This window comes from Curtobacterium poinsettiae (genome assembly GCF_025677645.1).
Classification (GTDB): Bacteria; Actinomycetota; Actinomycetes; order Actinomycetales; family Microbacteriaceae; genus Curtobacterium; species Curtobacterium poinsettiae_A.
The window spans coordinates 663995-687679 of the sequence record NZ_CP106879.1 but is presented as its reverse complement, the minus strand read 5'-3'; the positions used below and the strand labels follow the sequence as shown (position 1 = coordinate 687679).

At 72.1% G+C, this 23685-nt stretch carries 25 protein-coding genes; 9 read left to right on the top strand and 16 right to left on the bottom strand.

All coding sequences use genetic code 11. The features are described 5' to 3' along the window. Window positions 1-66: 66 nt before the first annotated feature. On the bottom strand, window positions 67-1035 hold the full coding sequence (locus OE229_RS03375; RefSeq protein ID WP_209132667.1) for a DNA-3-methyladenine glycosylase family protein: 969 nt from the start codon (window positions 1033-1035) through the stop codon (window positions 67-69). A 73-nt stretch (window positions 1036-1108) separates the two neighbouring features. Here OE229_RS03375 and OE229_RS03370 point away from each other — a divergent pair, with 73 nt between their 5' ends. From OE229_RS03370 to OE229_RS03345, 6 genes are all read left to right on the top strand, one after another. After that, complete coding sequence (locus OE229_RS03370) at window positions 1109-2137, top strand: 6-phosphofructokinase (RefSeq protein WP_027467034.1); 1029 nt, start codon at window positions 1109-1111, stop codon at window positions 2135-2137. A 176-nt stretch (window positions 2138-2313) separates the two neighbouring features. Then, the gene (locus OE229_RS03365) at window positions 2314-3291 is read left to right on the top strand and encodes an acrylyl-CoA reductase family protein (protein WP_262139738.1); all 978 of its coding nucleotides are present in this window, start codon (window positions 2314-2316) and stop codon (window positions 3289-3291) included. 92 nt (window positions 3292-3383) lie between these two features. Then, on the top strand, window positions 3384-4052 hold the full coding sequence (locus OE229_RS03360; RefSeq protein ID WP_209132663.1) for a GntR family transcriptional regulator: 669 nt from the start codon (window positions 3384-3386) through the stop codon (window positions 4050-4052). Window positions 4053-4055: 3 nt separating this feature from the next. Further along, on the top strand, window positions 4056-5372 hold the full coding sequence (locus tag OE229_RS03355) for a hypothetical protein (RefSeq protein WP_262139737.1): 1317 nt from the start codon (window positions 4056-4058) through the stop codon (window positions 5370-5372). Next, on the top strand, window positions 5369-6166 hold the full coding sequence (locus OE229_RS03350) for an ABC transporter ATP-binding protein (RefSeq protein ID WP_262139736.1): 798 nt from the start codon (window positions 5369-5371) through the stop codon (window positions 6164-6166). Before OE229_RS03355 ends, OE229_RS03350 begins: the two co-directional genes overlap by 4 nt. A gap of 99 nt (window positions 6167-6265) precedes the next feature. Beyond that, complete coding sequence (locus OE229_RS03345) at window positions 6266-6913, top strand: hypothetical protein (protein WP_262139734.1); 648 nt, start codon at window positions 6266-6268, stop codon at window positions 6911-6913. A gap of 45 nt (window positions 6914-6958) precedes the next feature. Here OE229_RS03345 and hemL read toward each other — a convergent pair whose 3' ends face one another. The 11 genes from hemL to hemE all read right to left on the bottom strand — a co-directional run bounded on the left by hemL (window position 6959) and on the right by hemE (window position 16809). Further along, on the bottom strand, window positions 6959-8290 hold the full coding sequence (gene hemL, locus OE229_RS03340) for a glutamate-1-semialdehyde 2,1-aminomutase (protein ID WP_182064234.1): 1332 nt from the start codon (window positions 8288-8290) through the stop codon (window positions 6959-6961). Continuing rightward, window positions 8287-9342 carry a porphobilinogen synthase gene (gene hemB, locus OE229_RS03335; protein WP_259362639.1) on the bottom strand — a complete coding sequence of 352 codons (1056 nt, stop codon included), beginning with the start codon at window positions 9340-9342 and terminating at the stop codon, window positions 8287-8289. Before hemB ends, hemL begins: the two co-directional genes overlap by 4 nt. Continuing rightward, window positions 9339-9920 carry a uroporphyrinogen-III synthase gene (locus OE229_RS03330; protein WP_262139732.1) on the bottom strand — a complete coding sequence of 194 codons (582 nt, stop codon included), beginning with the start codon at window positions 9918-9920 and terminating at the stop codon, window positions 9339-9341. The genes hemB and OE229_RS03330 overlap by 4 nt, the downstream gene beginning before the upstream one ends. A gap of 258 nt (window positions 9921-10178) precedes the next feature. Then, window positions 10179-11231, bottom strand: coding sequence for a hydroxymethylbilane synthase (gene hemC, locus OE229_RS03325; protein WP_182064233.1), 1053 nt, complete (start codon window positions 11229-11231; stop codon window positions 10179-10181). After that, window positions 11228-12460, bottom strand: coding sequence for a ferrochelatase (locus tag OE229_RS03320; RefSeq protein ID WP_262139731.1), 1233 nt, complete (start codon window positions 12458-12460; stop codon window positions 11228-11230). Before OE229_RS03320 ends, hemC begins: the two co-directional genes overlap by 4 nt. Beyond that, window positions 12457-13209, bottom strand: a complete 753-nt coding sequence (hemQ, locus tag OE229_RS03315) for a hydrogen peroxide-dependent heme synthase (protein WP_247737316.1) — start codon at window positions 13207-13209, stop codon at window positions 12457-12459. The genes OE229_RS03320 and hemQ overlap by 4 nt, the downstream gene beginning before the upstream one ends. A 68-nt stretch (window positions 13210-13277) precedes the next feature. Continuing rightward, window positions 13278-13508 (bottom strand): DUF3618 domain-containing protein, encoded by a 231-nt coding sequence (locus OE229_RS03310; protein ID WP_027467026.1) that lies wholly within the window; start codon window positions 13506-13508, stop codon window positions 13278-13280. A gap of 41 nt (window positions 13509-13549) precedes the next feature. Next, on the bottom strand, window positions 13550-14008 hold the full coding sequence (locus OE229_RS03305; protein ID WP_071248880.1) for a phage holin family protein: 459 nt from the start codon (window positions 14006-14008) through the stop codon (window positions 13550-13552). Beyond that, window positions 14005-14259: a hypothetical protein gene (locus OE229_RS03300; protein WP_017887727.1), complete on the bottom strand. Its 255-nt coding sequence runs from the start codon at window positions 14257-14259 to the stop codon at window positions 14005-14007. The genes OE229_RS03305 and OE229_RS03300 overlap by 4 nt, the downstream gene beginning before the upstream one ends. A 100-nt stretch (window positions 14260-14359) precedes the next feature. Continuing rightward, window positions 14360-15676 carry a protoporphyrinogen/coproporphyrinogen oxidase gene (locus tag OE229_RS03295; protein WP_262139728.1) on the bottom strand — a complete coding sequence of 439 codons (1317 nt, stop codon included), beginning with the start codon at window positions 15674-15676 and terminating at the stop codon, window positions 14360-14362. Then, window positions 15673-16809, bottom strand: coding sequence for a uroporphyrinogen decarboxylase (gene hemE, locus OE229_RS03290; protein WP_182064231.1), 1137 nt, complete (start codon window positions 16807-16809; stop codon window positions 15673-15675). Before hemE ends, OE229_RS03295 begins: the two co-directional genes overlap by 4 nt. A gap of 38 nt (window positions 16810-16847) precedes the next feature. Here hemE and OE229_RS03285 point away from each other — a divergent pair, with 38 nt between their 5' ends. Next, a complete protein-coding gene (locus OE229_RS03285) occupies window positions 16848-18170 on the top strand; it encodes a glutamyl-tRNA reductase (protein WP_209132649.1) in 1323 nt (440 codons plus the stop codon). 35 nt (window positions 18171-18205) lie between these two features. After that, window positions 18206-18604, top strand: coding sequence for an NUDIX hydrolase (locus OE229_RS03280; RefSeq protein ID WP_083404464.1), 399 nt, complete (start codon window positions 18206-18208; stop codon window positions 18602-18604). Between the two features lie 89 nt (window positions 18605-18693). Here OE229_RS03280 and OE229_RS03275 read toward each other — a convergent pair whose 3' ends face one another. Next, the gene (locus OE229_RS03275) at window positions 18694-18969 is read right to left on the bottom strand and encodes a hypothetical protein (RefSeq protein ID WP_071404469.1); all 276 of its coding nucleotides are present in this window, start codon (window positions 18967-18969) and stop codon (window positions 18694-18696) included. A gap of 99 nt (window positions 18970-19068) precedes the next feature. Between OE229_RS03275 and OE229_RS03270 the strand changes: the two genes are divergently transcribed. After that, window positions 19069-19731 (top strand): DUF4232 domain-containing protein, encoded by a 663-nt coding sequence (locus OE229_RS03270; protein WP_259578555.1) that lies wholly within the window; start codon window positions 19069-19071, stop codon window positions 19729-19731. A gap of 51 nt (window positions 19732-19782) precedes the next feature. On the opposite strand, the gene OE229_RS03265 is transcribed toward OE229_RS03270, so the two are convergent. The 3 genes from OE229_RS03265 to OE229_RS03255 form a co-directional block, all read right to left on the bottom strand. Then, window positions 19783-20619, bottom strand: a complete 837-nt coding sequence (locus tag OE229_RS03265) for an alpha/beta fold hydrolase (RefSeq protein WP_209132642.1) — start codon at window positions 20617-20619, stop codon at window positions 19783-19785. A gap of 110 nt (window positions 20620-20729) precedes the next feature. Further along, window positions 20730-21668 (bottom strand): serine hydrolase, encoded by a 939-nt coding sequence (locus OE229_RS03260; RefSeq protein ID WP_182064224.1) that lies wholly within the window; start codon window positions 21666-21668, stop codon window positions 20730-20732. Next, window positions 21668-23632 (bottom strand): M13 family metallopeptidase, encoded by a 1965-nt coding sequence (locus OE229_RS03255; protein ID WP_262139726.1) that lies wholly within the window; start codon window positions 23630-23632, stop codon window positions 21668-21670. The genes OE229_RS03260 and OE229_RS03255 overlap by 1 nt, the downstream gene beginning before the upstream one ends. Window positions 23633-23685: the final 53 nt, after the last annotated feature.

Here is a 23685-nt window from a genome sequence, read left to right as displayed (position 1 = left end):
TCCACGCGCTGAACACCCGCGTGCGGGTGTTCAAGGTGCGAACACCGGTGTTCCACGGACCGCCGCTCAGTGGCCCCGGTGGTCCTGGATCGTGATCCGCGGCCCGAACGACGGCTTCCGGAACCCGGAGCCGCCGATCAACCGCACGACACGCTCCCGGTGCCCGCGCCAGGGTTCGAGCAGCTCGAGCATCCCGTCGTCGTCCACGGGGGCGCCCGTGAGTGCCCACCCGACGAGCGCCGGCACGTGGAAGTCCCCCACGCTCGGCGAATCCGGGTCACCGTGGGAGCGCTGCGCGGTCTCGGCGGCGGTCCACCGGCCGACCCCGGGGATCGTCTGCAGCTTCGTGGACACGACCTCGCCACCGCGGCCGTGGGCCAGGGTCCGCTCGAGTGCCGGCGCGAGCTTCACGGCACGCATCACGGTGGCCGAGCGCCCCGGTTCGATGCCGGCACGGTGCCACTCCCAGCTCGGGATCCGCGCCCACGTCGGAGCGTCCGGCGGCACCATCATGCCCGCGGGTGCCGGACCGGGCGCCGGGGTGCCGTGCCGACGGAGCAGGTACCGCCACGCCCCCCACGCCTGGCGCGAGGTCACCTTCTGCTCCATGATCGCCGGCACGAGCATCGCGACCACGGTGTTCGTGCGGAGCAGCCGGAGCCCGGGCTGCTTGTGGCGGGCGGCGGCGAGGAACTCGTGGCGCGTGACGTCGAACCCGTCCCAGTCGTCGCCGCGACCGAGCATCTCCGGAGCGTGGGAAACGGCCCACGCAGCACCGTCGCCCCACGCCGACACCGCGATCGTGTCGCCGGCCCGCCGGATCGCCACGGAAGCGGGACCGGAGGGCGTGCGCAGCGCGAGCCACACGACGCCGCCGACCACCTGGAAGGCCGGGTCGCCGGAGCCGCGCTGCAGGGGCCGTAGGGTCGACGCGACGTCCACCGCGCCTCCAGGCCGGTACACCGTGTCGACGCGAGACGCATCGCCGGACGCACCAGCGGCCGCAGGCGGCGAAGCGGAAGCGAGCAGGGACACACGGGGATGGTAATGCGGAACCACCGTCAGTCATGATGGGCACTGATCCCCACCACCCGACGACGGAGTTCCCATGCGCATCGGCATCCTCACCTCCGGAGGCGACTGCCCCGGCCTGAACGCGGTCATCCGCGCGATCGTCCTGAAGGGCATCGCCATCTACGGACACGACTTCGTCGGCTTCCGTGACGGGTGGCGCGGGGTGGTCGACGGCGACATCGTCCCGCTCGGCCGCAAGGACATCCAGGGCATCGCGAAGCAGGGCGGCACGATCCTCGGGACGAGCCGCACGAATCCGTTCGAAGGGCCCAACGGCGGGGTCGAGAACATCTCCGCGACCCTGCAGCGGCACGGCATCGACGCCATCGTCGCGATCGGTGGCGAGGGCACCCTGGCTGCCGCGAAGCGCCTGACCGACGCCGGCCTGAAGATCGTGGGTGTGCCGAAGACGGTCGACAACGACCTGGGCGCGACCGACTACACGTTCGGCTTCGACACCGCCGTCGCCATCGCGACCGAGGCGATGGACCGCCTGCGCACCACCGGCGAGTCGCACTCGCGCTGCATGGTCGCCGAGGTGATGGGTCGGCACGTGGGCTGGATCGCGCTGCACTCCGGCATGGCCGCGGGCGCGCACGCGATCCTCATCCCCGAGCAGAAGACGAGCATGGAACAGATCGCGAAGTGGGTGCGGGCCGCGTACGACCGCGGTCGCGCACCGCTCGTGGTGGTGGCCGAGGGCTTCGTCCCCGACCACGAGGACACCGCGCACACCGAGCGCGGGCTCGACGCCTTCGGGCGGCCGCGGCTCGGCGGCATCGGCGAGCGCCTCGCGCCGCTCATCGAGGAGATGACGGGCATCGAGACGCGGGCCACGACCCTCGGGCACATCCAGCGCGGTGGTACGCCGACCGCCTACGACCGGGTGCTGTCGACCCGGCTCGGGCTGGCGGCGATCGACTCCGTGGTCGAGGAGCGCTGGGGCCGGATGGTGGCGCTCCGGGGCACCGAGATCGAGCACGTCTCGTTCGAGGAGGCGCTCGGCGAGCTCAAGACGGTGCCGCAGGCGCGGTTCGACGAGGCCGCCATCATGTTCGGCTGAGTGGGCTGGCTGGGGCGGGCTGGGGCGGCTGGACTGGGCGGTTTCGGGCGTACCAGGTCGAATCGGGCGTACCTGGTCGATTGTGCCGCCCCGGTACGCCCGAAATCACCAGGCATCGCGCGCGTTCTGGGAAAGAACGGGCAGGCCGCCGGGAGGCCCGGGGTAGCGTCCGGCGCATGACCCGCGCCGTCCTCGTGTCCAGTGCAGCCCCGCCAACCGTCACCGACGTCGACCTGCCGGATCCGGCCGAGGGCGAGGCCCTCGTCGACGTCACGTACTCGAGCGTCAACTACAAGGACGGCCTGGCCGTCGCGCGGAACCCCGGCGTCGCCCGGCTCGATCCGCTCGTGCCGGGGATCGACGTGGTCGGCACGGTGTCGGGGCTCGGACCGGGTGTGCACGAGGTCGCGATCGGTGACCGGGTGGTGCTGAACGGCGCCGGCCTGGGTGAGACCCGGCACGGGGGCTGGGCGACGCAGGCCGTGGTGCCGTCCGGGTCGCTCGTCGTGCTGCCCGAGGCGATCGACGACTCGTTCGCCGCGGCCATCGGTACGGCGGGGTTCACGGCGATGCTCAGTGTGCTCGCCCTCGAGCGCTTCGTCGCACCGGACGACGGACCGGTGCTCGTGACCGGGGCGTCCGGCGGGGTCGGCACGGTGGCGATCGCGCTCCTCGTGGCCCGCGGGTACCGGGTGACGGCGTCGACCGGTCGCGCGGCCAACACGGACTCGCTCCGCCGCCTGGGCGCGACCGAGGTGGGCGACCGCGCCAGCCTGTCCGAGCCGGGCAAGCCGATGCAGCGTGCCACCTGGGCCGGAGCGGTGGACAGCGTCGGCGGGGCCACGCTGGCGAACGTGCTGGCATCGACCCGGTGGGGTGGTGCCGTCACGGCGTGCGGGCTGGCGCAGGACTCCGCGCTGCCGACGACCGTGCTGCCGTTCATCCTGCGGTCGGTGTCGCTGCTCGGGATCAACTCCGTCGACGCGCCGCTGGAGCTCCGACGTCGGGCGTGGGACCGGCTCGCGACCGATCTCGACGCAGCACTCCTGGCCGACGTCACCCGCACGGTCACGCCCGAGCAAGCCATCGCGGTGGGTGCCGAGGTCGTCGCTGGGCGAGTGCACGGTCGGACGGTCGTCGCCGTCGCGGGCTGATCGGGCAAGCTCCCCGAGCGGTTGATTTAGCAAACGTTTGCATATTGACACGCTAGGATTTCGAGTGTCGATTTCGTCCTCGAGGAGATGACATGCCGGTCCCCAAGTCCACCGTGGAGAGCTCTCCCCGGAAGCTCCTGCGTGACGTCGTCTACGACAAGATGCTCGCGGCCCTGCGCGACGGCACGCTGCAGCACGGTGAGCGCCTGAACGACGACGAGCTGGTGCAGTGGCTGGGTGTGAGTCGCACCCCGATCCGCGAGGCGATCGCGAAGCTCGTCGACATCGGCCTGGTCGAGATGGAGGCGAACCGGTACACCCGCGTCGCCACCCCGACCTTCGAGGACTGGGTCATCGCGACCCGCGCGACCGCCGGGTTCTTCGAGCTCAGCCTGCGCTGGGGCGTCCCCGAGTACAGCGACGAGGACGTCGAAGCCCTCACCGCGCTGCTCGACAAGGCCGACCGCATGCGCAAGGTGCGGGACTACGGCTTCAGTGGCGCGCTCACCGAGATCATCGAGTTCGGCGTCCAGCACTCCGGCAACCCCCTGGTGCAGAACGCGGCCGTCGGGGCCATGGAGCGGGTCCGCTTCACGCTCAACCCCACGCCGGCGTTCGAGCAGTGGGGGTCCGAGGCGTTCTTCTCGATCCTGCGCGAAGCGCTCACCGAGCGCGACGGCGAAGGTGCCGCCGAGGCCGGACGAGCCCTCACGCGCAACTTCGAGCAGCACATCGAAGCGGTCCGCGCCGACCGCGGCTGACCCGTGGTCACCGGCGAGTGGGGTGATCCGTGGGCGTCGGTGAACGACGACGCGTACATCGCCCTGCTCGCCCACGTCCGTTCCGGTCCAGGGGACGCCGTCGTGGTCGACGTCGACCACCTCGCTGTCACGCAGGGGGCACCCCGAGCACGGCTGCGCGCCGCAGCCGCCCGCCTGCAGGACCTCGGGCTGTTCACGCTCCGGAGCGACGGGTCGTGGGAGTACGACGGGCTCTCCGACGAGGACATCTCGGACGGGTACGACTTCTGGGTCGCCCTGATGGGCCCGGCGATGCGGGCGACCGTGCCGGTGCTGTCGGACGACCTCGTGCAACGCCTGGGCACCGCTGCCGCCAGCACACGGTCACTCGCGGCGCTCCGGCAGCCGGAGTACCGCGCGGCGTTCGCGACCACGGCCCAGTTCTGGTTCGAGCACTGCCCGAACCGCCTGGTCCGGTCGTTGGGCGTGCAGGCGTTCGAGCGACTCCGATGGGCGAGGTTCCCGAACCAACCCTGGACCGTCCCGCAACTCGGCCCGTGGCTCGCCGCGGTCGAGCGTGTCGCCGCAGGCCGTGCAGCCGACGACGTGGACACGGCCGTCCACGAGCTCTCCGCGCTCTTCGACGTGCAACGCCGGAACGCCGGGATCCCACACCCCTCCGGCCTCGCCGTGTCCGCCTCCGAACGCCGTCGGTCGGCGACGGAGCGGTCGCTCCTGCGGGACATCCGCACCGGCGCGCTCCCCGTCGGCTCGACGCACGCGTTCCAGAGCCTGGTGGCGCGGACCGGCTCGCCTCCGGCCAGGGTGGCCGAAGCCCTGAGGAGCCTGGCCGACCTCGCCCTGATCGAGGACGACCACGGGATGGTGCGGATCGCCGAACCGTCCCTCACCGCGTGGCGGGACGCGATGGAGCTGCTCGCGGGGCTGTTCACGGCAGCTGCTCGGCGCCTGCTCCCGGCGCTCGAGGGTGACGCGCTCGAGGAGTTCCACGACCTCGTCGAGCGCGCCCGCACCGACGGCGAGGTCCGCGACCACCGGTACACGGACAGTGCCTTCGCCCTGAGCCGGTTCTTCGCCGAGCACTCGGGCAACCGGTGGGAACGAGGAGCACTGCGCCTCGCGATCGGCCGGCTCGTCTACGCGCTGCCCGAGGCCCCTGCGTTCCGGCAGTGGGACGCCGGAGCGCTCTGGTCCGCCCTCGACGCGGCTGCGGGCAGCGGCGAACCGGTGGCCGCCCGGACGGCCGCCGAGCTCTTCGTCGACATCGCGCGGGCCCACGTGGACGACGTCACGGCGCGGTGGGGCACGATGGGGTCATGACCGACGCGCACGATGACGTCCTGATCAACGCCACCGGGGTCCGCGTCACGCGCTCCGGCCGCGACCTGCTGCACGACGTCGACCTGACCGTCCGACGCGGGGAGCACTGGGCCCTGCTCGGACCGAACGGTGCCGGCAAGTCCACGTTGCTGGCCGTCCTCGGTGCCACCGGGCACCCCACCGCGGGCACGGTCGAGGTCCTGGGCCGCCGGCTCGGACGCGTCGACGTCCGTGAACTCCGCGAGCACATCGGCCACGTCGACCCCCGGCACCGGATGCTCGCACCGCTCACCGTGCTCGAGACGGTGCTCACCGGGCTGACCGGCACGACGGACCTCATGATGCGCTGGGACCCCTCGGCCAAGCAGGTCGCCCTGGCAGAGCAGCACATCGCCGACGTCGGGCTCACCGCACGACGCGACGCCCGCTGGCCGGTGCTGTCGCAGGGTGAGCGGGGACGCGCCCTCATCGCCCGAGCCTTGATGTCCGAACCCCAGCTGCTGCTGCTCGACGAGCCGGCGACCGGCCTTGACGTCGCCGCGCGGGAACACCTGCTCGAGACCGTCGACGCGCTGCGGCACCGGCACCCCGAGCTGGGCAGCGTGATGGTGACCCACCACCTGGAGGACCTGCCGGCCTCGACGTCGCACGCGATGCTGCTCCGCGACGGCGCTGTCGTGGCCCAGGGCACCTCGGACGAGGTCATCACGTCGTCGGCGGTGTCACACGCGTTCGACTTCCCGCTCGCGATCCTGCGGGCAGAGGGGCGCTGGGCCGCGCGCCGATCCGCCTGACGCGTGCTTGAATGGCTGTTCAGTGTCCGCGGCCCGTGTCGGGGAGGGACCCGGCACCGCACGATGGTGTCACGCCGCGGACCGTCACCAGGGGGAACCATGACGAACACGCCGCCGCCCTACCCGGGGTCCGAGCCGCAGTCCAACGCCGGCCAGCCCGACGCCGGCCAGCCCAACGGCCAGCAGTACCCGCAGCAGCCCGTCGGCCAGCCCCAGCAGCAGCCAGCAGGCCAGCCCTACGCGCAGCAACCGCTCGCAGGCCAGCCCTACGCCCAGGCCGCCCCCGCCGGGGCCGCACCGTACGCACCCCCGCCCAAGTCGTCGTCCTCCCGAGGCAAGCGCGTCCTGATCTCGGTGCTCGGCGTCGTCGTCGCCGTGGTGGTGGCGTTCCTCGTCCGCCAGGGCCTCAACGCGGCCTTCAGCGACTCCACGGAAGAGAAGGTCTCGAAGGCCGTCGCGCAGATCCGCGAGCAGAGCGACCTGCCCAAGCAGGTCGACTCCGTCACGACGTGGACCGGGATCGAGGCCGAGGGCGCCGCGATCCACTACGACTACACGGTGTCGGCGAACGTCGACCCCGCGTCGATCACCGAGGGGGCCATCCGCGACGCCGTCGGGCCGAACCTCTGCTCGAACAGTGAGACGAAGAAGCTCCTCGACGAGGACGTCGACATGCGGTACACCTACGCGTTCGAGGGCTCGTCGAAGACCGTCGACACGACCTTCACGAAGTCCGACTGCTCCTGAGGCCCGCTGCCCGTCACGCGGTCGCGGCGGCAGCCTCCGCGCCCGTCACGCGGTCGCGGCGGCAGCAGCCTTCGCGGCCGCGGGCAGGGCGTCGAGGATCCGTCCGACGGCGCGGTCGTCGTGTGCGGCCGTGACGAACCACGCCTCGAAGACGCTCGGCGGCAGGGTCACCCCCGCGTCGAGCATCGCGTGGAAGAACGGCGCGTAGCGGAACACGTCCTGCGCCCGCACGTCGTCGTAGTTCCGCGGCGCGGTCTCCGAGAACGCGAACGAGAACAGGTTGCCGGCGTGCTGCACGGTGTGGGCGACACCCTCGGCCGACAGGGCTTCGCTCGTCGCGGTGGCGATCGTCGAGGCCGTGCGGTCGAGGTGCTCGTACACCTCAGCGGTGGCGGCGCGGAGCGTCGCGGTGCCGGCGGCGACGGCCAGCGGGTTCCCGGACAGGGTGCCGGCCTGGTACACCGGCCCGAGCGGGGCGAGGAAGTCCATGACCTCGCGCCGCCCGCCGAGCGCGGCGAGAGGCATGCCGCCGCCGATGACCTTGCCGAACGTGATGAGGTCGGGCTTCCACCCGGCGCCGTCCGGCACGACCTTGGACGCCTCGAGGCCCCACCAGCCGGCAGCACCGACACGGAACCCGGTGAGGACCTCGTCGACGATGAGCAGGGCCCCGTGCGACTGCGTGATCTGCGCCAGGGCACGGTTGAAGCCGCGCTCGGGTGCCAGGACACCCATGTTCGCGGCGGCGGACTCGACGATGACGGCGGCGATGCGCTCGGAGTGCTCGTCGAACGCGCGTCGGACGGCATCGAGGTCGTTGTACGGCAGCACGAGGGTCTGCGCGGCGGTCTCGGCGGTGATGCCCGCACTGCCCGGCATGGCCAGGGTCGCGACGCCCGAGCCGGCCTCGGCCAGCAGGGAGTCCGAGTGCCCGTGGTAGTGCCCGGCGAACTTCACGAGCAGGTCGCGACCGGTGTAGCCGCGGGCCAGTCGGATCGCGGTCATCGTGGCCTCGGTGCCGGTCGACACCATGCGGAGCTTCTCGATCGGGCCGTCGCCGTCCACCGACACCCGCTGCTTCACGAGTTCGGCCAGCTCGGTCTCGCCCGGGGTCGACGCCCCGAACGACAGCCCGCGCGCGGCGGCCTGCTGCACGGCCTCGACCGTGCCCGGGTGGGCGTGCCCGAGGATCGCGGGGCCCCACGACGCGACGAGGTCGACGTACTCGCGGCCCTCGGCGTCGGTGACGTAGGCGCCCTTCGCGGACACCAGGAAGCGCGGGGTACCGCCGACCGACCCGTAGGCGCGGACCGGGGAGTTCACGCCACCGGGGATCGCGTTCTTGGCACGGCCGAAGAGCTGGTCGTTCGTGGTCATTCGGGGGCCTTCCCGGTCGAGGCGATGCCGGCAACGTCCGCGGTGCTGCCCGAGGTGCGGAGGCCCGCTTCCTCGTTGAGCTTCCGTGCGATGTCGACGGCGAAGTAGGTCAGGATCGCGTCGGCTCCGGCGCGCTTGATGCCGACGAGCGACTCCATCGCGGCGGCGTCGCGGTCGATCCACCCGTTCTGCGCTGCTGCGGTGATCATCGCGTACTCGCCGGAGATCTGGTACGCCCAGACCGGGACCGGCGAGGTCGCCGCGGTCTCGGCGAGCACGTCGAGGTAGCTCATCGCGGGCTTCACCATCACGATGTCGGCGCCCTCGTCGACGTCGAGCGCGACCTCGCGGAGCCCCTGCCGACCGTTCGCGGCGTCGATCTGGTACGTCCGGCGGTCACCGACGAGCGAGGACGACACGGCCTCGCGGAAGGGACCGTAGAACGCCGAGGCGTACTTGGCGGCGTAGGCGAGCAGCGCGGTGCCGCTGTGCCCGGCACCGTCGAGGGCGTCACGTGCGGCGGCGATCTGGCCGTCCATCATCCCGCTCATGCAGACGAGCTCGGCGCCGGCCTCGGCCTGGGCGACCGCCATGTCGCGGTAGCGCAGCAGCGTGGCGTCGTTGTCGACGGAGCCGTCGGCCGCCAGCACGCCGCAGTGCCCGTGGTCGGTGAACTCGTCGAGGCACAGGTCGGACTGCACCACGAGGGCATCCCCCACCTCCTGCCGAGCGACGCGGATCGCCACGTTGAGGATGCCGTCCGGGTCGGTCGCGCCGGAGCCGGTGGCGTCCTTCGTGGTCGGGACGCCGAACAGGTTCACGCCACCCACACCGACCGACGCGGCGTCGACCAGCGCGCGGCGGAACGAGTCGAGGGAGTGCTGCTGCACGCCCGGCATGCTCGAGATGTCCACGGCGTCGGTCGCACCTTCGCGGATGAACATCGGCAGCACGAGCTCGGCGGGGTGGAGCCGGGTCTCGGCCACGAGTCGTCGCATCGCGGGGGTGGCGCGGAGCCGACGGGGTCGGACCTGGGGGAAGCGTCCAGTCACGGGTGACCTTCCTGGTGGGGGGTGGTTGGGTTCAGTGCCTCGACGACGGCGTCGAGCAGGGCTTCTGCGGACCGGGTTCGTCCGACCGCGTGCACGGGGAGTCCGGCCGCACGGGCGTCGGTCGCGGTACCGGGGCCGATGCAGGCCACCATGGTGCGGGGGTCGAGCGGGGTCATCCGGCGGGCGATCTCGCGGGCGACGCTGCCGCTCGTCACGAGCACCGCAGCCGGCGCCGTCTCGAGGGTGATCGGCTCGTCGCCGGTCCCCACGGTACGGTACGCGACCACGTCGTCCACGTCGATGCCGCGGGCACGCAGGCCGTCGACGAGCGTGGGTGCCGCGATCTCGGAGCGGGGGAACAGCACGGTGCCGTCGGTGTCCGGCAACTCCTGCACCAGGCCGGCGGCGGACGTCTCGTCCGGCACCAGGTCGACGATCCAGCCCGCAGCGCGCGCGGCACGGGCGGTCGGCTCGCCGACCGCGGCGACGCGGACCCCGGCCGGGAGGCCCGCCAGGCGTTCCGACAAGACCGTCACGGCCGTCGCACTGGTCACCACCACCCAGGCGTACCCAGCCACAGGGGTTCGGTCACCGACGTGCGTCGGCGATCCGTTCCTCCCGGCCGTGTCCTGGGCGACCAGTCGATGGACCGCAGCGTCGAGCGCGGCGGGGTCGGACGGCGGAGCGTCCGTGATGAGCGGGACGACGACGGGGGCGAGCCCACGGGCCCGCGCCGCCGTGGCGACCCGGTCCCCCCACGCACCGCCACGCGGGACGAGGACGACCGGGGGTCGCGCCTCGTCCGTCGCGGTGGTGGAGGGTTCCGTGGTGACCGCCTACTCGGCCGGCGTCGCGAGTCCGGGACCCGCGGTGTACGGCCCGTCCGTGGTGTCCTCGGCGACGGTGGTCGCCAGGTCGGCGAGGTCTGCAGCGCCGTTCTCGAGCAGCTCGGTCGCCACGCGACCGCCGACCGCGAGCGCCTCGTCGAGGCGGTCCTGCGCCGACCCGTCGAGCACGGCCGCGTGCGACGCGGTGCGGTACTCGGTGCCGTCGGGACGGTAGACGGTCGCGGACACGAGCAGCAGCTCGGCGTCCACGACGGCCGTCGCACCGATCGGGGCGGAGCAGCCGGCCTCGAGCTTGGCGAGGACCTCGCGCTCGGCCGTCACCGTCAAGCGGGTGGGGGCGTGCTCGATCTTGCGGAGTGCGGCGAGCAGCCCCCGGTCGGTCTCGTCCGAGCGGATCTCCACCGCGAGCGCGCCCTGTCCCGGAGCACTCGGCCAGAAGCCGAGGTCGAGCAGTTCCGTGGCGGCCGACAGGCGGTCGATGCGGCCGAGGCCCGCGGCCGCGAGCACCACGGCGTCGAGGTCGTCGTCCACCCGACCGAGGCGGGTGTCGATGTTGCCGCGGATGTCGACGACGTCGAGGTCCGGGCGCTGCGCACGGAGCTGCGCGGCACGGCGCGGCGAACCGGTGCCGACCTTCGCGCCCTCGGGCAGGGTGTCGACGGTGGCGCCGTTCCGGGCGACGAGGACGTCACGGGCGTCGGCACGCTTCGGCACGGCACCGATCGTCAGGCCCGGGTACGGCGCGGTCGGCAGGTCCTTGAGCGAGTGCACGAGGACGTCGACCTCGCCCGCGACCAGGGCTTCACGCAGCGCGCTGGCGAAGACGCCGGTGCCGCCGAGCGACGCCAGCGAGGCACGGTTCGTGTCGCCCTCGCTCGTGACGGTGACGAGTTCGACGGGGCGACCGGCCGCCTTCGCCAGGCGGTCGGCAACGTCCTGCGACTGCGCGACCGCGAGCCGGCTGGCACGGGTGCCGAGCCGGATCGGGGTCGGCCCGTCGGGCCCGGTGGCGCTGGGGTCGTCCGCGGTCGTGTCGGTCACGGAGCGACGCCCGCGGCGGCGGGCTTGAACCCCGCTCGCACGTTCTCGCAGCAGCCCGGACGGCACACGTCGTACCAGGGGCCGATGTCGGTCATGTGCGGGCGCTCGGCCTTGGGCGTGCCGTTGACGCGCTCGAGCACCAGGTCGACGAGACCGGACACGTAGGCCGGGTCGATGCCGGGGGTCTGCGTGCGGAGCGACCAGAAGCCGAGCTCACCGGCGGTCTCGGTGGCTTCCTCGTCGAGGTCCCACATGACCTCCATGTGGTCGCTGACGAAGCCGAGCGGGACGATCAGCACGGCACGGGTCGGGCCGCCCTTGAGGTCCTCGTTCATGTAGTCGTTGATGTCGGGCTCGAGCCACGGCTGCGTCGGGGGGCCGGAGCGCGACTGGTAGACGAGCTTCCAGGCGGGCTTCGACGTGCCCTGCAGGTGGGCGTGCTCGGGCTGCTCGAGGAGCTCGGCCCAGGCCTGGTCGAGGACGACCTCGCCGACGGCCAGGTGCTGCGCCTCGTACGCGCCGTGCTCGTCGAACCCGCGGTAGTGGGGGCCGGAGCGGGCGGCGTCGGACGACGGGATCGAGTGCGTCGAGAAGAGCACCTGCAGCTCGGTCGCGACGTCGAGGCCCTCGTTCTCGGCGATCGCGCGGGCCATGCCGTCGCGGACGCCGTCGATGAACGGGCGGACGAAGCCCGGGTGGTCGAAGAACTGGCGGACCTTGTCGATCTGGATCGTGTCGATCAGACCGGTCTCGGTGAGCACGCGGGCGTAGTCCTCGCGGTACTGCCGGCAGCTCGAGAACGACGAGTACGCGCTCGTGGCGATGGCGACGAGCTTCGTGTAGCCCTTGTCCGCCGCCTCGGTGAAGGCTTCTTCCAGGTAGGGCTCCCAGTTGCGGTTGCCCCAGAGGACCGGCATGTCGATGCCGCGCGACGCCAACTCGGCCTCGAGTGCGGCCTTGAGCGCACGGTTCTGCGCGTTGATCGGGCTCACGCCGCCGAAGTGGCGGTAGTGGTGCGCCACCTCTTCCAGACGCTCGTCCGGGATCCCGCGGCCGCGGGTGACGTTGCGCAGGAAGGGGATGACGTCGTCCTGGCCCTCGGGGCCACCGAAGCCGGCGAGCAGGATCGCGTCGTACGCGGTCGGGGTCTCGACGTGCTCGGGACCGGACGCCGCCGCGGGGGTGGCGGCGAGGACCTGGCCGTTCGTGATCATGCTGGTGTCGGTCATGACAGCACCTCCGGGAGTTCGGCGGTCGTCACGCGACGACCCGTGAAGAAGGGGACCTCTTCGCGCACGTGCATGCGCGCTTCGGTGTAGCGGAGATCGCGCATCAGGTCGACGAGGTCGACGAGGTCCGGGCTCTCGAGCGGCAGGATCCACTCGTAGTCGCTCAGGGCGAAGGTCGCGATGGTGTTCGTGAGCACGCGGCGGTACTTCGCGCCGGCGATGCCGTGGTCGCGGAGCATCTTCGAGCGCTCCTCCTCGGGCAGCAGGTACCACTCGTAGGAGCGGACGAACGGGTACACCGTGATCCACGCCTCGGGGTCCTTGCCGCGCAGGAACGCGGGGGTGTGCCGCTTGTTGAACTCGGCCTCGCGGTGCATCGCCATCACGTGCCAGACCGGCTCGGCGTCCTGGAACAGGCCGGTGCGACGGATCTCGCGCAGCACGGCCTGGATGGCCTGCGCGTCGTCGCCGTGCAGCCAGACCATGACGTCGGCATCGGCACGGAAGGCCGAGACGTCGTAGAAGCCGCGGATCGTGACCCCGCGCTCGGCGGCGCCGGCGATCACGGTGTCGAGTTCGGCCACGGCGTCGTCGCCGACGCGGTGGACCGGACCGAGGGGCCGGCGGAACACTGCCCAGAGGGCGTAGGCCGTCAGCAGGTTCGGGTCGATCCCGGAGTCCGGGTGAACGGTCTCGGCGGGTTCGGTGTGGGGGTGGTCGTTCGCGTGCGCGGGCGCGTCGGAGCTCATGGATCCATTGTCCTATCGGTTGCCAGGGTGTTGGCCGCCCCGCATCCGGTGGACCGCGCTCGGGCGGTCTACCGCCGTCGGAGCACCATCACGACGATACCCCCGACCACCGCCACGCCGGCTGCGAGACCGGCCAGGTAGGGCACCGGCTTCTCGTCGAGGCCGCGCTTGAACTTCGACGCCGCGATCCCGATCTGCTTCGGGACGTTGAGCTTGTCCTCGATCGCGTCGAGGGTGTCGAACAACTGGGCGCGGGTCGCGGCGACGCGAGCAGCGAGATCGTCGTGCGGGTCGGTCACGGTTCCTCCGTCGGTGGTGCGGCTGTCGGGGCTGTCGGCGCTCAGGAGCGGCCGTCGACGTCCGGCTTGCGGCTGCCGTACTGCGTCGGCGGGGTCGGCTTCTTGCCGAGGCCCTTGACCGCGTTGATGTCGTCCTTGACGCTGGCGATGGTGCGCTTCGGCGTGATCGGCAGGCCCTTCTTCAGGCGCTTCCAGCCGACGAGACCGAGGATCGCGGCGATGATCAGCATCACCACGGCCACCACCAGCGCGGCCAGCCACGCCGGCATCACGGTCGCGAGGCCCATCACGGCTGCTGTCAGCAGGACGCCGATCGCGTAGAGCACGACGACGAGCGCGCCGACCAGCAGACCGGCTGCGAGGCCGAAGATCTTCGCCTTCGCGAGCATCTCGGCCTTGAGCAGGTCGATCTCGCCCTTGACCAGGCCCTTGACGAGCTTCGGGACGTCACCGACCAGGCCGAACAGCGAACGCGACTTGCGATCGCGGGTGTCGGTCATGAGGTGGTGGTGTCCTTCTTCTGGCCGACCTTGCGGACGGCCTTCTTGGTCGTCTCACCGATGAACTCGGCGACGTCCGGGGTCTTGTCGGCGATGAAGTCCTCGGCGACGTGCACGCCCTTCTGGACGCCGTTGCTGTTCCAGACCTTGCCGCTGACGGTCTTGATCTGCTCGTACCGCGCCCGTCCGGCTCGCGATCCCAGGACGTACCCGAGTGCGGCGCCGGCGACGAACAGGAGCTTTCCGCGCATGTGCGATTCCTCCGTGCATTGGTTGTGCGGTGGTCATGCACCGAACGGAATACGTCCGGCGGTCTCACCAACAGTAGCCCTCAGGGGCTGCGGGGTCCGCTCAGGAAGCGAGGATCTCGTCGGCCGCCTTCCGAGCGGCGGCGATGATGCCCGCCAGGCCGCGTCCGGTCGAGGCCTCGCCGATGCCGACGACACCCTCGGCCAGACCGGCCGCGGCGAGGTCCGGTCCGTACCAGCCGACACGGGCGGCGCCGCTGACGCGGTCCGCCGTGATCGGCACGCCGAGCAGCGTGGACGCGTCCTGCAGGGCGCGGCTGCCGACGGGGTCGGCCGGGTCGACCGGGAGGCTCGTGGCGACGCCCGCAGGGTCCGTCGCGGCGGTCGCGTAGCTCAGCCGCAGGACGTGGCGTCCGTCCGCAACGTCGGCCAGCCACGGCCACTTCACCGTCGCGTGTGTGAGGGCCTTCGCCGACACCGCCTGCGCGTCCGGGTGCACGAGCATCCCGGTGCCACGCGGGGCGGCGTCGAGGTCCGGCTGGTCGACGACGAGCGTGACGAGCTGGATGCCCGTCCGGTCGGGGGCGGCGGTGCGCTCCGGATCGGCGACGGAGGACAGGGTGTGCTGGGCCGGCAGCCGTTCGGTCGTGCCGTCGGCGTCGACGATCTCGACCGCGTGCGCCTCGATGCGGGTCGCCCGGGTGCGCAGCCGGACGTCCACCCCGTAGGTCTCCATGTCGGCGACGAGCTCGTCCACCAGACGCACCGTCCCACCGCGGATCCCCTGCACCGGGGTGCCGGCGGCCGCGCGTTCGCGGAGTGACAGGACCGCCCGGGCGAGCGACCCCTCGCGGAGCAGCGCGGCACGCAGGCCCGGAGCCACCCGGTCGGGGTCGAGCTGGTCGGGGTGGGTGGAGTGCACGCCACCGGCGATCGGCACCACGAGGTCGTCGAGCACCCGCTCCCCCATGCGCCGGCGGACGAGTTCGCCGAGCGAGGAGGCCTTGGCACCCACCGGTGCCGGCAGCAGCGAGTCCATCTGGGCGCGCAGGCCGCCCTTCTGCCCGACCACGGCCAGCACGTCGGCGGCCATCGGGGTGCTCGGGATGCCGAGGAGCCCGGTCGCGGGGATCGGGGAGGTCCGGCCGTCGCGGGTCATGAGCCAGGCGCCGCGCGGGTCGGGGGCGACGACGTCGTTGCCGAGCCCGAGCTCGATCGCCAGGCGGCCGACGGCCTCCGTGCGGGTGGCGAACGAGTCCGCCGCCATGTCCAGGTCGATCCCGCCGACGGTGTGCCGCCGGATCATGCCCCCGAGCTCGCCCGAGGACTCGACGAGCACCACGTGGGCGCCGCCCTTGGCGAGGTCACGGGCGGTGACGAGCCCGGCGATCCCGCCGCCGACCACGACGACGTCGGTCACGCGCCGGCTCCGTCCTGCGCTGCACCGTCGTCCGCGCGGCCGTCGCCGAGCGAGTGGACCAGCTCGACCACGCGGGTCAGGACGTCCGGGTCGGTCTCGGGCGGGACCCCGTGGCCGAGGTTCACGACGTGGGCCCGTGCGGCACCGCCCCGACGGACGACGTCGCGGACGTGCGCTTCGAGGACGCCCCACGGCGCCGAGAGCATCGCCGGGTCGATGTTGCCCTGCACGCTGACACCGGTGCCGACGCGCTGGACCGCCTGGTCGAGCGGCAGGCGCCAGTCGACCCCGACCGCGTCGACGCCGACGGTGTCCGTGCCGAAGGTCGTCATGTCGGCCAGGACCTCGCCGCTGCCGACACCGAAGTGGATGCGCGGCACCCCGAGCTCGGCGACGTGCGACATCGCCTGCGCGGAGTGCGGTGCGACGGAGCGGACGTAGTCGGCGCGGGAGAGCGACCCGACCCACGAGTCGAAGAGCTGCGCGGCCGAGGCCCCGGCGAGCACCTGTGCCCGGAGGAACATCCCGGACACCTCGGCGGCCCAGGCGAGCAGCCGCGCCCACGTCTCGGGGTCGGCGTGCATGAGCGTGCGGGCGCGGATGTGGTCCTTGGACGGGCCGCCCTCGACCAGGTAGGCGGCGAGGGTGAACGGCGCCCCCGCGAAACCGATCAGCGGGGTGTCGCCGAGCTGCTCGACCGTGCGCCGGACGGCCTGCTCGATCGGGGCGAGGGCCGCGGGGTCGAGCTGCTCGAGGGCGTCGACGTCGGCGGGGGTGCGGATCGGCGACGAGAGCACCGGGCCACGACCGGGGACGATCTCGACGTCCACACCGGCGAGCTTGATCGGCACGACGATGTCGCTGAAGAAGATGCCCGCGTCGACCCCGTGCCGGCGGACCGGCTGCAGGGTGATCTCCGACGCCATCTCCGGGTCGAGACAGGCGTCGAGCATGGCTGTGCCGACCCGGAGCTCCCGGTACTCCGGCAGGGACCGTCCGGCCTGCCGCATGAACCAGACCGGGAGCGTCTCCGGACGGTCACCCCGCAGGGCCCGCACCAGGCGGGAACCACTCGTCCGCCCTGATGCCAGGGGGTGGGAGTCGGGGAGGGATGTGGTCGTCGCTTCGGTCACCGGATGATTCTCCCATCGAGCGCGTTACCATTGACTACGTGCTCATCTGTCTCACGGCGTCGCATCGCAACGCCAGCTTCGATCTCCTGGAGCGACTGAGCATCGGTGCACCCGCGGCAGCCAGCCGACTCGTCACGGATGCCGGCGTCCTGGACGGCGCAGTGGTCCTCGCGACCTGCAACCGCTTCGAGGCGTACCTCGACATCGCGGGCGACGAGAGCGACTCCGCCGTCTCCGCCACCGTGCAGGCCGTGGCTGCCGCGAGCGACCTGGACGCCACCGAGGTCCTGGACTCCGTCAACGTGCTGGGCGGCAAGGACGTCGTGCAGCACCTGTTCGCCGTGTCGAGCGGACTCGAGTCCGTCGTCGTCGGCGAGACCGAGATCTCCGGCCAGGTCCGGCGCTCGCTCGAGGACGCCCGGTCGAACGGCACCACCACCTCGGACCTCGAGCGCCTGTTCCAAGAGGCTGCGCACACCTCGCGCGGCGTCAAGACCCGCACCCGCATCGGCGCCGCCGGCCGGTCGCTCGTGCGCCTGGGCCTCGAGCTCGCCTCGTCGCGGGTCACCGACTGGGCCCGCACCCGCGTGCTGCTCGTCGGCACCGGCAGCTACGCGGCCACCACCATCGCCGCCCTGCGTGACCGTGGCGCCACGAACATCCAGGTGTTCTCACCCTCGGGCCGCGCTCCCTGGTTCGCCGCCAAGCACGACCTCGTCGCCGCCCGTGACCTGCGCCAGGCCATCGGCGAGAGCGACGTCCTGATCACCTGCACCTCGAGCGAGGTCCCGGTCGTCGCACCGGCCGACCTCGACGACGGGGTGCGCCGCATCGTCATCGACCTCGGGCTCCCCCGCAACGTCGACCCCGCAGCCGCCGGCGTCGACGGCGTCGAACTGCTCGACCTCGAGACGATCAGCATCCACGCCCCGATCTCCGAGCTGAACGCCGAGTCCGAGGCCCGCGCGATGGTCGACGACGCCGTGTCCCGGTTCCGCGCCCAGGCGATGGAGCAGTCGACGACCCCGGCGCTCGTGGCGTTCCGCAAGCACGTGTTCGACATCCTCGACGACGAGATCGACCGGGCCAAGCGCCGCGCGGACGCCGACGGCGAGTCCGTCGAGCACACCGAGCGGGCGCTCCGGCACCTGGTCGGCGTCCTGCTGCACCGTCCCTCGGTCCGCGCTCGCGAGCTCGGTCGCGCGGGTCGCGGCGAGGAGTTCGTCGGGGCGATCGACTCCCTGTACGGCGTCCGGCCGGAGGCCGAGCCGGAGCTGCCGTCGCCCGTCGTCCCGCTGGCCGACCGCACGGCACTGGACCCGACCGCGTCGGACCGCGACGACCAGGCGGACGCGAGCTGAGCCTCCAGACAGGCTCGCAACCACCCACGCTGCGCGTGAGTGCGCTGCTGCTGGTGCGTGACCGACGTGTCCTGATGGTGCGCGCCCGGGCGCGCGACGTGCTCTACCTGCCCGGCGGCAAGGCTGAGCCGCACGAGACCGACGTCGAGGCCGCCGTGCGCGAAGCGTACGAGGAGACCGGCCTGCGGCTCACCGCCGACGACGTCGACCCGTTCGGCGTCGTGCTCGAGCCCGCCCACGGGCAGGCTCCGGGGACCATGGTCGCGATGACGCTCTTCCTGGTCCGGCCGGGAGGCCCGCTGGACTCCGCCACGCCCGTCGCCTCGGCCGAGGTGGACGAGGTCGAGTGGGTCACCTCCGCCGACGCGGACCGCTGCCCGCCTGCTGGCGTGGAGACGCTCCGCCGCCTGGTGGCGGCGGAGCTGATCGACTGACCGTCAGGCGCAGAGCGACGACGCAGAGGAGCCCATGCTCAAGGATGACTACTCATCCTTGAGCATGGGCTCGCTTCCGCTCGGGTTCGTCAGGCCTTGTCGGTGTCGGTGTACTCCCCGACCTCGCCGTTCTGGGCCGGCTCGGCCTCGCCGGGGATGTCCGAGTCGACGTACTCGCCGTCGGGTCCGGTTCCGGTCGGACGCGTCTCGCCGGGGATGTCGCTCGAGACGAACTCGCCGACGGGCTCCGTCGACTCGACGTGCTCCTCGCCCGGGATCTCGCTGTCCGTGAAGGCTCCGGCGCGGGGTTCGACCCCGTCCGCGCGACCCTCGTCGCCTCGTGCCTGTTCGTGCTTGCCCGTCATGTCCGACCTCCGCTGCTCGGGTTGCTTGCCTCGGAGTGTGCCCGTGGTCCCTGGACGCCGACCGAACCGGATGCGGCGTTCGGTGGTTGCCTGTGCACCATGCAACGCAGCAGCCGATCGAAGTTCCTGCTCGTCGTGACCGGGCTCGTCGCCGTCGGGACCCTGGCGGGGTGCGCCTCGGACGGGCAGCCCGCCGCCACCGAGACCGTCACGGCGCCCGCGCCGTCGCCGTCCGCGTCGGCGTCCACGCCGCAGTCGTCCGAGGAGTCCGCCTCGGCGGCACCGTCCTCCGGATCCGGTGCCACCGGTTCGTCTGCTGGTGACCGGTGCGCGGCGTCGTCGCTCGCCGGACGCATCGAGGCCGGCAGCGGTGGTGCCGCCGGCAGCGTCATCGTGCACCTGGTGCTCGAGAACACCGGGTCGACGACCTGCACGGTGCAGGGGTGGCCGGGGGTCTCGTTCGTCGGGGGTGGCACCGGCAAGCAGATCGGAGCGGCGGCCGTGGCGGAGAAGAGTTCCCCGCACCCGACCGTCACACTCGCTCCAGGCAAGACCGCCGTCGCCCCGCTCAAGATCGTCCGGGCCGAGAACTACCCCGCGGGCGACTGCTCGCCGCAGACCCCGGACGGCTTCCGCGTGTACCCGCCCGGCTCGAAGCAGTCCCTGTTCGTGAAGGACACGGACTACCAGGCGTGCGCGTCGGCCGATGCCTCGCTGCTGTCCGTGCAGGCGTTCGTGCCGGAGGGGCAGGCGACGTCGTAGCGGCGCGGCGGTGCCGCCGACTCCGGGGTCGGCGGCACCGTCGTCGCGTGGCTACTTCGCCAGGAACTGCAGGACGACGCGGTTCCACTCGTCCGGGTGGCTGACGTTGACGCCGTGCGGGCCGCCGGCGACGACGTGCAGCTCGGAACCCGCGATCGCGGCGTGGGTCCGGGCGCCGGACCCCGCGAACGGCACGGTTGCGTCGCCGTCACCGTGGATCACGAGCGTCGGCACGGTGACCTTCGGCAGGTCGTCGCGGAAGTCGGTGTTCGCGAACGACGCCATCGCCTCGAGCGCTGCCGGCTTCGAGGCCTGCTTCGCCAGGGCGAGCGCCTGCTGCCGGTCCTCCTCGGAGACGACCAGGGTGCCGTCCACCGAGAAGAAGTCGGTCGTGAACTGGTCGTAGAAGGCGTCCTCGTCCTTCGTCAGGCCCGCGGTCATCTCGGCGGCCTGCTCCTTCGGCAGCGGCCCGTCCGGGTTGTCCGAGGTCTGCAGCAGGTACGGCGGCACGGCCGAAGCGAAGACGACGCTGTGCAGCCGTTCCGTGCCGTACTTCGTGAAGTAGCGCGCGACCTCGCCGCCGCCCATCGAGAACCCGACCAGCGTGACGTCCTGCAGGTCGAGCTCGGTGAGGACGGTGTGCAGGTCCTCGGTCAGGTGGTCGTAGTCGTAGCCGGTCTTCGGCTTGTCGCTCCGACCGAACCCGCGGCGGTCGTAGGTGACGACCCGGTAGCCGGCCTCGGCGAAGGCGGGGACCTGCTTGCTCCACGACTCGCCGGACAGCGGCCAGCCGTGGATGAGGACGACGGGTCGCCCGGGGCCGCCGGTGTCGTCGACGTGCAGGTCGGTGTCCTTGAAGAGCCCGTGGTGGGCGGTGATCTCGGTCACGAAGAACTTCCTTCCGAGCGCGGAGGTCGCGCCTCGCACCGATTCGTACCCGTCGGACGCTGGGCACCGGTCGGAGGGCTATCCTCCTCGCGCGTTGCCCGGGCGCGCGGTCAGCGCCGCGCCGGAGCGTGCACGGCCTCGAGCACCTCGGTACCCATGGTCCGCAGCGCCTCGACGACGGCCAACCGCCGCTGCAACGAGGCGTCGTCGAACGTCACCGTCACGGCGTAGCTGACCGACGATCCGGGCCCCCTCAGGATCCCCGCCTCGGCCCGCACGCCGGTGCTCGACCCGGTGACCGCAACGACCTGCAGCCCGTGGTCGAGCGCACGGTGTGCCAGGGGGTCGAGCCCGAAGGACCCGGCGACCAGGTTCAGGTCGCTCGCCAGGGACAACCAGCCGAGCACCCGGTTCGACACCGCCTCGTCGACGACCTCGCCGAGCGCCAGTCCGCGCATCACCCACGACAGCTCCCCGGTCGGCGCGACGGAGGCGTCGGGGGCGTCGTCCGGGCCGCGGCGGTCCCGCACGCGGTCGATCAACGCCGTGCGCTCGATGCCCAGGGACTCCGCGCGCTCCCGGACGGCGTCGATGCCCACGGTCGACAGCAGCGCGTTCACGGCCCAGGCGTCGGCGGTGGCCCCGACCAGGGTCGCCAGGTCGGGTACCTGCATGGTCGGCTCCTGCAGGAACTGCCACAGGCCGGCACCGGTCGCGGTGTCCCGTGCCATCCGCTGCAGGCGGTCGCCGTGCAGACGGCCGTCCTCCAGCTGCGCCGCGACCTCGATCAGCAGCAGGACCCGGCCCAGGCTCGCGACCGGCTGCACCAGGGTGTCGTCGATCGCGAGCAGGGCCTTGCCGCTGGAGGTGTCGATCACCGAGGCGCTGACCCCGGCACCCTCGAGCGCGAGAGCACCGAGGGCCTCGGTGGTGGCGGTGAAGCGGTCGTCGGACCGGCCGCTGTGCCGACCACGACCGCGGCCGCCACCTGCTGGGCGGTCGTCCGGTCGCCGGCGGCGCGATGACCGGGCCGCGTCCGGCTCTGTCATCACCAGATCGCGACGCGCTCGGCGGGGTCGAGGTACATCGCGTCCTGCTCGGTCACGCCGAAGGTGTCGTACCAGACGTCGATGTTCCGCACGACCTGGTTGCAGCGGAACTCGTTGGGCGAGTGCGGGTCGATGCTCAGCAGACGAGCCGCCTCCTCCGGGCGGATCGCCATGCGCCAGGCCTGTGCCCAGCTCAGCAAGAAGCGCTCCGCACCGGTGAGGCCGTCGACGACCGGGGGCTCCTGGCCGTCGAGCGACAGCAGGTACGCCTTCCACGCGATCGACAGGCCACCGAGGTCACCGATGTTCTCGCCGATCGTCAGGGCACCGTTCACGTGGCTGTCGGGCACCTCGGTCGGCACCAGGGCGTCGTACTGGGCGATGAGGGCCTTCGTGCGCTCCTCGAACGCCGCGCGGTCGGCCTCGGTCCACCAGTTCTCGAGCTTGCCGTCGCCGTCGTACTGCGACCCCTGGTCGTCGAAGCCGTGGCCGATCTCGTGGCCGATGACGGCACCGATCGCACCGTAGTTCGCGGCGGCGTCGCGACCGGCGTCGAAGAACGGGAACTGCAGGATCGCCGCCGGGAACACGATCTCGTTGAAGCCGGGGTTGTAGTACGCGTTGATCGTCTGCGGGGTCATGAACCACTCGTCGCGGTCGATCGGCTTGCCGATCTTGCCGAGCTCGCGGTCGACCTGGAACGAGGCGACGGCGCGGACGTTCGCGACCAGGTCGTCGGCACGGACGGGCAGCGCCGAGTAGTCGCGCCACCGCACCGGGTAGCCGATCTTCGGCGTGAACTTGTCGAGCTTGTCGAGCGCACGGGCACGGGTCTCGTCGGTCATCCAGTCGAGCGCCGTGATGCTCTGCCGGTACGCCTCGACCAGGTTGGCGACGAGGTCGTCCATCTTGGCCTTCGACGTCTCGTCGAAGTGCTCCTGCACGTAGATGCGGCCGACGGCCTCCCCCATCGCACCCTCGACCAGCGAGACGCCGCGCTTCCAGCGCTCGCGCTGCTTCGGCGCACCGGTGAGTGCGGTGCCGTAGAACGAGAAGTTCGTGGCCGAGAACGCGCTGTTCAGGTACGCGGCCGAGCCACGGATGACCTGCCAGCGCAGCCAGTCCTTCCAGACCTCGAGCGGCTGGTCGTTCAGCAGGTCGGCCAGGCCCGTGATGAACGAGGGCTCGCGGACCACGACGGTCTCGAAGGCGCCGGCGGGTGCGTCGATGGCCTGCCACCAGGTCTGCAGGTCGACGCCCTTCGCGAGCGCGGCGACCTCGGCCCAGGGCAGCTTGTTGTAGGTCTTCTGGCTGTCGCGGGTGGTCACGTTGTCCCAGTGCTGGGCGGCGAGCGCCGTCTCGAGCGCGATGACGTGCTCGGTGCGGGCCCCGCCGTCGTCGAACCCGGCGAGCGGGAACATCGCCGCGACGAACTCGCGGTACTTGGTCCGGATGTCGGCGAATCGCTCTTCGCGGTAGTACGACTCGTCGGGCAGCCCGAGGCCGGACTGCTCCAGGAACACGACGTAGGACTCGGGGTCGCCCGGGTCGTTGTCGACGAAGAGCTGCAGGAAGCTCGGCAGGCCGAGGCGCTCGAAGCGGCCGACGGCGGCGATGACCTCGGGCACGGACTCGATGGCGGTGATCTCGGCGAGCAGGTGCTCGATCGGTGCGGTGCCGAGCTCCTCGAGCCGCGCTTCGTCGGTGAACGAGGTGAAGAGGTCACCGACCTTGCGCTCCTCGGTGCCGGGGGCGGCCTGCTGCGAGCGCTCGATGATGTCGCGCACGGCGATCTCGGCGGCTTCGGCCAGCACCGTGAAGGAGCCGTACCGGGCCTTGTCGTCGGGGATCGGCGTCGCCTCGATCCAGGTCCCGTTCACGTGGCGGTACAGGTCGTCCTGGGGGCGCACCGCGGGGTCGAGTTCGTCAGTGTGGATGCCGGAGGCACGTGCGACGTCGGTCATGCGGTCCACGATAGCCACCGACCCCATGGGGCAGGCCGATCCGGGTCGTCACC